The organism is Falsiroseomonas oryziterrae (assembly GCF_021864505.1).
Lineage (GTDB): Bacteria > Pseudomonadota > Alphaproteobacteria > Acetobacterales > Acetobacteraceae > Falsiroseomonas > Falsiroseomonas oryziterrae.
In genome coordinates this window covers 1-9,236 of sequence record NZ_JAKJIB010000144.1, presented here as the reverse complement: position 1 = coordinate 9,236, position 9,236 = coordinate 1, and the positions used below count along the sequence as shown (strand labels likewise).

11 protein-coding genes and 1 pseudogene are annotated in these 9,236 nt (G+C 73.0%); 5 read left to right on the top strand and 7 right to left on the bottom strand.

The window, feature by feature from the left end; translation table 11 throughout:
* Positions 1–480: pseudogene (locus L2I40_RS12870) on the bottom strand (hypothetical protein); the annotation flags it as partial.
* A gap of 131 nt (positions 481–611) precedes the next feature.
* Here L2I40_RS12870 and L2I40_RS12865 point away from each other — a divergent pair.
* Both L2I40_RS12865 and L2I40_RS12860 read left to right on the top strand, forming a co-directional pair.
* Positions 612–1,151, top strand: coding sequence for a demethoxyubiquinone hydroxylase family protein (locus tag L2I40_RS12865; RefSeq protein ID WP_237215360.1), 540 nt, complete (start codon positions 612–614; stop codon positions 1,149–1,151).
* A gap of 172 nt (positions 1,152–1,323) precedes the next feature.
* On the top strand, positions 1,324–2,340 hold the full coding sequence (locus L2I40_RS12860) for an amino acid ABC transporter substrate-binding protein (protein WP_237215359.1): 1,017 nt from the start codon (positions 1,324–1,326) through the stop codon (positions 2,338–2,340).
* An 18-nt stretch (positions 2,341–2,358) separates the two neighbouring features.
* Here the strand turns inward: L2I40_RS12860 and L2I40_RS12855 are convergent, their stop codons facing one another.
* The 4 genes from L2I40_RS12855 to L2I40_RS12840 all read right to left on the bottom strand — a co-directional run bounded on the left by L2I40_RS12855 (position 2,359) and on the right by L2I40_RS12840 (position 6,370).
* On the bottom strand, positions 2,359–3,021 hold the full coding sequence (locus L2I40_RS12855) for a cyclase dehydrase (protein ID WP_237215358.1): 663 nt from the start codon (positions 3,019–3,021) through the stop codon (positions 2,359–2,361).
* Positions 3,018–4,190 carry a zinc-dependent alcohol dehydrogenase gene (locus tag L2I40_RS12850; RefSeq protein WP_237215357.1) on the bottom strand — a complete coding sequence of 391 codons (1,173 nt, stop codon included), beginning with the start codon at positions 4,188–4,190 and terminating at the stop codon, positions 3,018–3,020. Before L2I40_RS12850 ends, L2I40_RS12855 begins: the two co-directional genes overlap by 4 nt.
* Before the next feature lie 84 nt (positions 4,191–4,274).
* The gene (locus L2I40_RS12845; protein ID WP_237215356.1) at positions 4,275–5,618 is read right to left on the bottom strand and encodes a glutamate--cysteine ligase; all 1,344 of its coding nucleotides are present in this window, start codon (positions 5,616–5,618) and stop codon (positions 4,275–4,277) included.
* Positions 5,619–5,656: 38 nt separating this feature from the next.
* Positions 5,657–6,370: a 16S rRNA (uracil(1498)-N(3))-methyltransferase gene (locus L2I40_RS12840; RefSeq protein ID WP_237215355.1), complete on the bottom strand. Its 714-nt coding sequence runs from the start codon at positions 6,368–6,370 to the stop codon at positions 5,657–5,659.
* A gap of 28 nt (positions 6,371–6,398) precedes the next feature.
* Here L2I40_RS12840 and ubiA point away from each other — a divergent pair, with 28 nt between their 5' ends.
* Genes ubiA through L2I40_RS12825 form a run of 3 tightly spaced genes read left to right on the top strand, consistent with a single transcriptional unit; the run spans position 6,399 to position 8,400 of the window.
* The gene (gene ubiA / locus L2I40_RS12835) at positions 6,399–7,298 is read left to right on the top strand and encodes a 4-hydroxybenzoate octaprenyltransferase (RefSeq protein ID WP_237215354.1); all 900 of its coding nucleotides are present in this window, start codon (positions 6,399–6,401) and stop codon (positions 7,296–7,298) included.
* Positions 7,295–7,930 (top strand): class I SAM-dependent methyltransferase, encoded by a 636-nt coding sequence (locus L2I40_RS12830; protein ID WP_237215353.1) that lies wholly within the window; start codon positions 7,295–7,297, stop codon positions 7,928–7,930. Before ubiA ends, L2I40_RS12830 begins: the two co-directional genes overlap by 4 nt.
* Before the next feature lie 56 nt (positions 7,931–7,986).
* A complete protein-coding gene (locus L2I40_RS12825; RefSeq protein ID WP_237215352.1) occupies positions 7,987–8,400 on the top strand; it encodes a type IV secretion protein Rhs in 414 nt (137 codons plus the stop codon).
* Positions 8,401–8,404: 4 nt separating this feature from the next.
* Here the strand turns inward: L2I40_RS12825 and L2I40_RS12820 are convergent, their stop codons facing one another.
* Positions 8,405–8,704 (bottom strand): hypothetical protein, encoded by a 300-nt coding sequence (locus L2I40_RS12820; protein ID WP_237215351.1) that lies wholly within the window; start codon positions 8,702–8,704, stop codon positions 8,405–8,407.
* Positions 8,701–9,236, bottom strand: a 536-nt coding sequence (locus L2I40_RS12815; protein WP_372491053.1) for a c-type cytochrome, incomplete at its 5' end; no start/stop codon positions are given. The genes L2I40_RS12820 and L2I40_RS12815, both read right to left, overlap by 4 nt.

The window sequence follows — 9,236 nt, the reverse complement described above, 5'->3', positions numbered from 1 at the left end:
ATCCTCGGCCGAGCGCGGGGTGGCGAGCAGCACGGGCGCGCCCTGCGGCAGCAGCGCCGGATCGCCGGAGAGGCCGACCAGCGCGCCGCCCGGCAGCGCGGCGAAGCCGGCCGCACCCAGCGCCTCGCGCATCGCCGGATCCGGGAAGAGCACGAGGCGGAGCGCGCCGTCCCACTCCGGCGCCCCGGTGGCGTAGATGCGTGCTGCGGCGCCCTCGAAGCTCGCCAGCCCGCGCGGGCCAAGCCGGTAGAAGGAATGGCGGCCGACGCGGTTGCGCTCCAGCCAGCCTTCCTCGGTCAGGCGCGACATGGCGGTGCGCAGCTGGCCGGGCGTGCAGCCGAAGCGATCCAGCACCGCCTGCGCCGAGCCGAGCCAGAGCGAGCCGCCGCGCGGCACGATGGCATCGCCCCAGAGGGTCACGATGAAGGAGGCGGTGCGCGGCGTGCCAGTGCGCGCCAGAATCGCGGCGAGGGGAGACATCGCGCGCAGCTTTGCCGCGATCGGGCCGGCGGGAAAGCCGGGTTGCGTCCCGCCTGGCGCACGCCGGTTGCGCGCTCCGCGCGCGGGGCCACATCCGCGGCGCCATGACGCATGACCGCAAGCCGCTTCCGATGCCTCTCGCCGCCTCGCTCGCCAGCCTGCCGGATTGGCTGGTGCGCGAGCTGCGCTCCGACCATGCGGGGGAGACGGGGGCGGTGATGATCTATCGCGGCATCCTCGCCGTCTGCCGCGATCCGGGCGTGCGCGACTTCGCCGCGCGGCACCGCGCGACGGAGCAGGGGCACCTCGACCTGCTCGAGGAGCTGCTGCCGCCGCACCAGCGCTCGAAGCTGCTGCCCATCTGGCGCGTCGCCGGGTTCCTGACCGGCGCGCTGCCGTCGCTGTTCGGGCCGCGCGCTGTGCATGTGACCATCGACGCGGTGGAGACCTTCGTGGACCACCACTACCAGCAGCAACTGGATCGGCTGGATGCGGAGCGGATCCATCCGGAGATCCGCGCCCTGCTGGCGCAATGCCAGGAGGAGGAGGTGCATCACCGCGACGAGGCGCGCGACCTGCACGGCGGTGCTTCGGGCTGGCTGCTGCGCGCCTGGGGCTGGGTGGTCGGGACAGGCAGCGCCGCGGCGGTGGTGGCGGCGAAGCGGATCTGACCGCCCGCACGGGGCGCGCAGGCCGGCCGGATGTCGCCGGCCGCAAACGCCTTCGTGCGTCGAGAGCGGCGGTTGACAAACATCAAGCCGCGGATCGCGTGCCGCGCGCAATTTGCCATCGGCAGCGCGCCGTCAGCCGGCTCCAGGGCCGCCCCCAGATGGGAGGATGGCCATGCGTGCCACAGCGAGTCTCCTGACCGCGTTCGGACTGCTCCTAGGCCTTCCGGCAGCAGCACAGCCGCCGACCGACACGCTGGCCGCCGTGCGGGAGCGTGGGGTGGTGACCTGCGGGGTCACGCCGTCGACGCTCGGCTTCGCCGCCCCCGACAGCAACGGCGTGTGGCGGGGCATGGACGTGGATTACTGCCGCGCCATCGCGGCGGCGGTGTTCGGCGACGCGTCGCGGACGCGCTTCGTCACCCCGACCACGCAGACGCGCTTCCCCGTGCTGCAATCGGGCGAGATTGACGTGCTGCTGCGCACCACGACCTGGACGCTCGGGCGCGAGGCCACGCTCGGCGTCGCCTTCGCCGGCGTGAACATGTTCGACGGCCAGGGCTTCATGGTGAAGCGATACGCAAATGTCCGATCGGTGCGGCAGCTCGACGGCAAGAGCATCTGCCTGCTGCCCGGCACGACCACCGAGTCGATCACCGCGGAGTATTTCCGCACCCACGGGATGAGCTTCACCCCCGTGCGCGTGGAGACGATCGAGGCGCTGCGCGACGCCTTCGTCGCCGGCCGCTGCGACGTGTTCACGCTGGACGTGTCGGCGCTGGCCGCCTTCCGGGCCAGCCAGGGCGCCAATGCGGAGCAGTACGTCATCCTGCCGGAGATCGTCTCGAAGGAGCCGCTCGGCCCAGTGGTGCGCCAGGGCGACTGGCGGTGGTTCAACATCGTGCGCTGGACCCACCACGCGATGATCGCGGCCGAGGAGATGGGGCTCACCAGCGCCAACATCGACGCGCGCGCCTCCGCCTCCGATCCGGACGTGCAGCGCTTCGTCGGCACGACGGGCGACCTCGGCCGTGCGCTGGGTCTCGACAACCGCTGGGCCGCGGAGATCGTCAAGCAGGTCGGCAACTACGGCGAGCTGTGGGAGCGCAACATCACCCCGATCGGCGTGGAGCGCAGCATCAACAATCTCTGGACCAATGGCGGGCTGCACTACGCGCCGCCGATGCGCTGAGCCGCGGCGACGCGCCGGTCAGGCGCTGTGGGAGCTGCGCAGCGGGTCGTTGGCGGCCTCGCGCGGTTCCCCATGGCCCTGGCCGGCGTCGCCCAACCCGGGCTGCGCCTGCGGGCGCAACGGGTCGGGGATGCGGACATCCTGCGGGACCGTGACGTCGCGCGCGATGCCGCGCGACGCCTCGACGCCGCGCGGGAAGGCGGTGCGGCTGGCATTGGCGCGCGCGGCACGCCGGCTGCCGGCGCGGTCGCTCTCCTCGGTCCTGAGCGCCTCCGCGCAGACCAGGTCGAAGAGCGTCACCGTCGCGACCGAGCCGAGCGCGGTGACGAAGCCCGCGACGGAGGCACGCGGCGCGCCGGCGAGCAGCGTCACCAGGTCGAGCGCATCGCCCGCCACGCGGCCCCTGATCCAGGGCCGTCGGTCCGTCGCGCCGAGGATGCCGAGGCCGGTCACGATCTCCCGCACGCCATAGGCGCGGATCAGGGCCTCCGCGCCGCGCAGGCCGAGCGCGCGGGCGATGGGGCGGGCGGCAGCGATCTCCGCCACGCCGAGGCCGATGGAGAACCAGCCGAGCCCGCCGGCCATGCGGCCCGCGGAGCCGCGCGCGACGAGGCGGCGGGGATGGGCGGAGCGGCTGCGCATGCCGTTGCCCTTCCGATCCCGTGTGGCGGTCGCGCTCATGGCTTCAGCACCACCTTCACGCAGCCGTCGCGCTTGTCGCGGAAGGTCGCGTACATCTCCGGCCCCTGCTCGAGCGGCACGGTGTGGGTGATGACGAAGGAGGGATCGAACTGGCCTTCCTCGATCCGGCGCAGCAGGTCGTCGGTCCAGCGTCTCACGTGGGTCTGCCCGGTGCGGATGGTCAGGCCCTTGTTCATGACCAGGCCCATCGGGAACTTGTCGGCGAGCCCGCCATAGACGCCGGGGATGCTGAGGATGCCGCCGGGCCGCGCCAGGTAGATCATCTCGCGCAGCACGTGGATGCGGTCCGAGGTGAGCATCACCGCCTGCTTCACGCGGTCGTAGACGCTGTCGAGCGTCGCAGTGGCGTGCGCCTCCATGCCCACCGCGTCGATGCATTTCTCCGGCCCCTTGCGGCCGGTGAGCGCATCGATGCGCTCGGTCACGCTCTCCTCGTCGAAGTTGATCGTGATGGCGCCGTTCGCCTGCGCCAAGGCGAGGCGTTCGGGGACGCGGTCGATGGAGATCACCTGCTTCGCGCCGAGCATGACGGCGGAGATCACGCACATCAGCCCGACCGGGCCGGCGCCCCAGATCGCCACCGTGTCCTCGGGCTGGATGTCGCACTGCACGGCGCCCTGCCAGCCGGTCGGCAGGATGTCGGAGAGGAAGAGCAGCTGCTCGTCGGAGAGCGTGGACGGCACCTTGATATGCGTCTGGTCGGCGAAGGGCACGCGCAGGTATTCGGCCTGGCCGCCCGGATAGCCTCCGGTCAGCTGGGTGTAGCCGAACAGCCCGGCGCCGACTCGACCGAACACCTTCTCCTGCATCGCGCCGTTGCGGTTGCTGCGCTCGCACAGCGACCAGTTGCCGCGCCGGCACTGCCAGCACTCGCCGCAGGTGATGGTGAAGGGGATGACGACGCGGTCGCCGACCTTGAGGCTGCCCTTCGCCTCCGGCCCGACCTCGACCACCTCGCCCATGCATTCATGGCCCATGATGTCGCCGGGGCGCATCGCGGGGATGACGTTGTCATAGAGATGGAGGTCGGAGCCGCAGATCGCGCAGGAGCTGACCTTGATGATCGCGTCGCGCGGATGCTCGATGCGCGGGTCGGGCACGCTCTCGCAGCGGATGTCTTCCTTGCCGTGCCAGACGAGCGCGCGCATCCGTGGCCTCCACCGACTCGTGGGGGCCGAACGGCGGCGGTGCGGGGCGGTTCCGCGCGGCCGGGTGCGTGGAACGTTACGGCGTCAGGCTTCCGCTTCGGCGAAGATCCGCGACGCGTCGCGGCCCCAGGCGCGGTCGAAGCGCTGCAGCCAGCGCTCGGCCTGGGTCAGGCCGGAGGCGGCGATCTCCTCGAGCGGCGCGAGATAGGTCTCCTCGCCCAGCCCGCGCGCGGCGAGGCCGTCGCGGGCGATGGCCAGCGCGTCGCGCGCGACGTCCTGCAGGCGGCGGCCGCGGATGCTCGCCTTCAGCGCCAGGCGCGGGACCTCCATCCGCAGCGCGCGGATCTCCTCCACGCTCCAGCCGCGGATCAGCGCGGCGGCCGCCTTCTGTGCCGCATCGTCATAGAGCAGGCCGGTCCAGAAGGCGGGCTTGGCCATCAGCATCGGCACGCCGCCGGCGTCCGCCCCGCGCATCTCCAGGAAGCGCTTCAGGCGGACATCGGTGAAGACGGTGGTCACGTGGTCGGCGAAGTCGCCCATCGTCGCGGTGTGACCCGCGAGCGCGGGCGCGCGGTTCTCGAGGAAGGCGCGGAAGGGAATGCCGGCGGCGTCGATCCACTTCCCCTCACGCATGATGAAGTACATCGGCACGTCGAGGACATGCTCGGCGAAGCGCTCGAAGCCGAAGCCGTCCTCGAAGGCCACGGCCGGGATGCCGGTGCGGTCGGGATCGGTGTCGGTCCAGGCGCGCGCGCGATTCGAGAGGAAGCCGTTCGGCGCGCCTTCCACGAAGGGGGAATTGGCGAAGAGCGCGGTGGCGAGCGGCTGCAGCGCGAGGGAGACGCGCAGCTTCTCCACCATGTCGGCCTCGTCGCCGAAGTCGAGGTTCACCTGCACCGTGCAGGTGCGGAGCATCATGTCGAGCCCCATGCCGCCGACGCGCGGCATGTATTGCCGCATGATCGCGTAGCGGCCCTTAGGCATCCAGGGCATGTCCTCGCGCGTCGCGAGCGGGTGGAAGCCGAGCGGGGCGAAGCCGAGGCCGAGCGGCCCGGCGACCTCGTGCACCTCGCGCAGATGGGCGGCGAGCTCGATGCGCGTCTCGTGCAGGTCGGCCATCGGCGCGCCGGACAGCTCGAACTGCCCGCCCGGTTCCAGGCTGACCGAGGCCTCGCCCCGCTTCAGCCCGATCGGGTTGCCGCGGTCCAGGATCGGCTCCCAGCCCTTCGCGGCGATGCCTTCGAGCATCGCGCGGATGCCGTCCGGCTCGTAGGCGGGCGCTGCCAGCCCGTCCCGCCGGAAGCCGAACTTCTCGTGCTCGGTGCCGATGCGCCAGGTCGCGCGCGGCTTGCTGCCGGCGGCGAACCACGCGGCAAGCTGTCGGCGCGAGGTGATCGGCGTGGGGTCGGCCTCGCCGGGGTTCGACATCCGTGTTCTCTGTCCAGGGGCGCGGGACGGCCTGTCCGTCAGGCCCAGTCCCCGACCAGCGCCTGCAGCGCCGCGAGGCCCGCCACCGCAGCCGTCTCCGCCCGCAGGATGCGGGGGCCGAGGGCTGCCGGCACAACAAAGGGTCGCCGACGGAGATCGTCAAGCTCCGCCCCCTCGAAGCCGCCTTCCGGCCCGACCAGCAGCGCGGGGTGGCGGAGGCCCTGCGCCGCGACGCGCAGCGGGGGTGCGGCGCTGCGCTCCATCGCGACGACCAGCGGCGTCGCATCCCAGGCATCGAGGATACGGTGCAGCGGCACCGCCTCGGTGACGACGGGGACCGACAGGCGCTCGCATTGCTCGGCCGCGCCGCGGGCGATGGCGGCGAGGCGCTGGGCGTTGGCACGCTCGGCCACGGTGCGGCGGGTGAGCACGGGCTGGATGCGCACGGCGCCCAACTCGGTCGCCTTCTCCACCAGCCAGTCCATCGCGTCCCGCTTGAGGGCGGCGACCAGCAGGACCGGGCCGGGCTCGAGCGCCGACGGGCGCAGCCGCGCGCCGACGGCGAAGCGCGCGCGGTCCTTGCGGATCTGCGCGATGGTCGCCGCGTGTTCCCCGCACGCCGCGTTGAACAGGCGCACCGCGTCGCCGGGGCCGCGCCGCAGCACGCCGAGGTGATGCGCCTGGCCGGGCGCGGCCTCGATCTCGGTGCCCTCGGCGAGCGGTTCGTCGATGTGCAGGCGCGGGATGGACATGGCGGGGTTCCGCGGACAGGTATGGACCATGGCGGGCTATACGGACATCCGGGCGCAGGGGTGGGTGGCGCGGCTGCCGGAAGCCTGGCGCCCCTATGCGCTGCTGGCGCGCTTCGACCGGCCAATCGGCGCCTGGCTGCTGGTGCTGCCGGGGTTCTGGGCCTTCGCGGCCGCGGCACCCTCTTGGGGCGAGGGCATCCGGCTGACGCTGCTGTTCCTGCTCGGCGCCTTCGCCATGCGGGCGGCAGGCTGCGTGGTGAACGACCTCTGGGACCGCGACCTCGACCGGCAGGTGGAGCGCACGCGGGGGCGCCCGCTCGCCTCGGGCGCGGTCACGCCGTGGCAGGCGCTGTGGTTCCTGGCGGGGCTCTGCGCGGTGGGCGCGGCGGTGCTGTTCCAGCTGTCCTGGGCGGCGATCCTGGTCGGGCTCGGCTCGCTGGTGCTGATCGCGCTCTATCCGCTGGCGAAGCGCGTGACGGACTGGCCGCAGGCGGTTCTCGGCGTGGTGTTCAGCTGGGCGGCGCCGACCGGCTGGGCGGCGGCGACGGGCGGGCTCGATCCGGCGGCGCTGGCGCTGTGGGCGGCCGGCTTCTGCTGGATCCTCGGCTACGACACGATCTACGCGCACCAGGACCGCGAGGACGACGCGCTGGTCGGCATCCGCTCCACCGCCCGCAAGTTCGGCGAGCGGTCGCGGCCGTTCCTGGCGGCCTGCTACGGTGCGACGATTGCGCTGCTGCTGGTGGCGGGCTGGCTGGCGGGTCTGTCGGCCTGGTTCGTCCCGGCGCTGCTGCCGGCGGCGGGGCTGCTGGCGTATCAGGTGGCGACACTCGACATCCACGATCCGGCGCGCTGCCTGAGGCTGTTCAAGCTGAACCGCGATGTCGGGCTGCTGGTGGCGCTGGCCTTCCTGGTGGGCCGGGCGTGACCGGCGCGGATTTCGTCGCGGCGAACACCACGATCGCCCGCGCGCCGCTGGTGCCGGAGGTCGCGCTGCATCTCGCCAGCGAGATCACGCCGATCTGGCAGGCGACCGAGGCCTGGCTGAAGGAACGCAACGTCGAGCCGCCCTTCTGGGCCTTCGCCTGGCCGGGCGGGCAGGCGCTGGCGCGCGCGGTTCTGGACGGCGCGGTGCCGGTCGAAGGGCGGCGGGTGCTGGATTTCGCGGCCGGCTGCGGCGTGGCGGCGATCGCCGCGGCACAGCGCGGCGCGGTGGTGGAGGCGGCGGAGATCGATCCGCTCGCCGCCGCGGCGCTGCGGCTGAACGCCGCGCTGAACGGGGTGGCGATGACCGTCACCGAGGGCGACGTGGTCGGCGTGGCGTGCCGCTGGGACGTCATCCTGGCCGGCGACGTCTGCTACGAGGCGCCCATGACGGCGCATATCCTGCCCTGGCTGCGGGCGATGGCCGCGCAATGCGAGGTCTTCGTCGCCGATCCGGGCCGCGCCTATCTGCCGGGCGTGGGGCTCGACGCCGTGGCGCGGCATGCCGTGCCGACCTCGCTCGAACTCGAGGACCGCACGCTGCGCGAGGTCACGATCTACCGTATGTCGCCCTGATCGCGCCTTCGGCCCGCCACGACGGCGCGGGCATGATCGCGTCCAGGAGGTCCGCCATGCGCCTGATCGCCGCCCTGCTGGTCCTGCTGCTCGCGATGCCCGCCGTCGCGCAGACCGAGCGCCGCTACGATGATTCGGGACGCTACATCGGCCGCGTGGAGCGGTCGGGCGACACGCTGCGCTTCTACGATTCGAGCGGCCGCTACACCGGCCGCGCCGAACGGTCCGGCGACACGCTGCGGCATTACGACGCTTCGGGCCGCTACCGGGGCCGCGAGGAGACCAGCGGCGGCACGCTGCGGCGCTACGACGATTCCGGGCGCTATCAGGGCCGCAGCGAGTTCAGCCACGGCACGCGGCGCGACTACGACGACCGCGGTCGCTACACCGGCCGCACAGAGCGGTCGGGCAGCACGCTGCGGCAGTACGACGACAGCGGGCGCTACCTGGGCCGGGTCGAGAAGCGCTGACGACTCAACCCCGGCACGCGAAGGGCAGGAAGGTGCCGGCGATTCCGGCGTTGAGCGCCGCCACCGTCATCGCATCGGCCAGCGCGACCTCCGCGTCCGAGCGCGGGCAGGCGGCGCGCGGCCCTCGGCAGCCGGAGGCGAGGAAGGCGGCGTGCGAGTCCACGAAATCCCGCCCGGGCTCGCCGAAGCGCGGCAGCGCCTCCTCCCAGGCGGCGGCGTAGCGGCGGCACTTCTCCTCGGTCCAGCCACGCGCCGGCTGCGCCTGCGCGACGGAGACCGAGAGCAGCATGGCCAAGACGATCACCGCGTCGCCGCCTCCAGGAAGTCGAGCAGCGCGCGCAGATCCTCCTCGTTGCCGACGCGCTGGATCGGCATCTTGGTGCCCGGCGTGACCTCGTCCGGCCCCCGCGTGAAGAGGTCCGCCACCGTCTCGCGCGTCCAGACGATGTCGCCGCGCGCCAGGCGCTCGGAATACTCGTAGCCGGCGACCGTTCCCATGCGCCGGCCGAAGATCCGGTGGAGGTGTGGGCCGGCCATGTTGCCGCCTTCCGCCGTCAGCGAATGGCAGGCGGCGCAGGCACGCCAGACGCGCGCGCCATGCGGGTTGAGGCCTTCCGGCACGGCGTCCTGCGCCTCGCCGCCGAGCGGCCCAACCGGACGGCCGGTGGCGGCGTCCCAGCGGCGCACGCGGCGGTCGGTGCCGCCGGTCCAGAGGCTGCGGCCATCGGCCGCGAAGACCGCCGACCAGACCGGCAGGCCCGGCCCTTCCAGCCTGTGCCGCAGCCGCAGCGTCGCCGTGTCCCAGAGCGTCACGCTGGCCGAGATCGGAGGAGCAT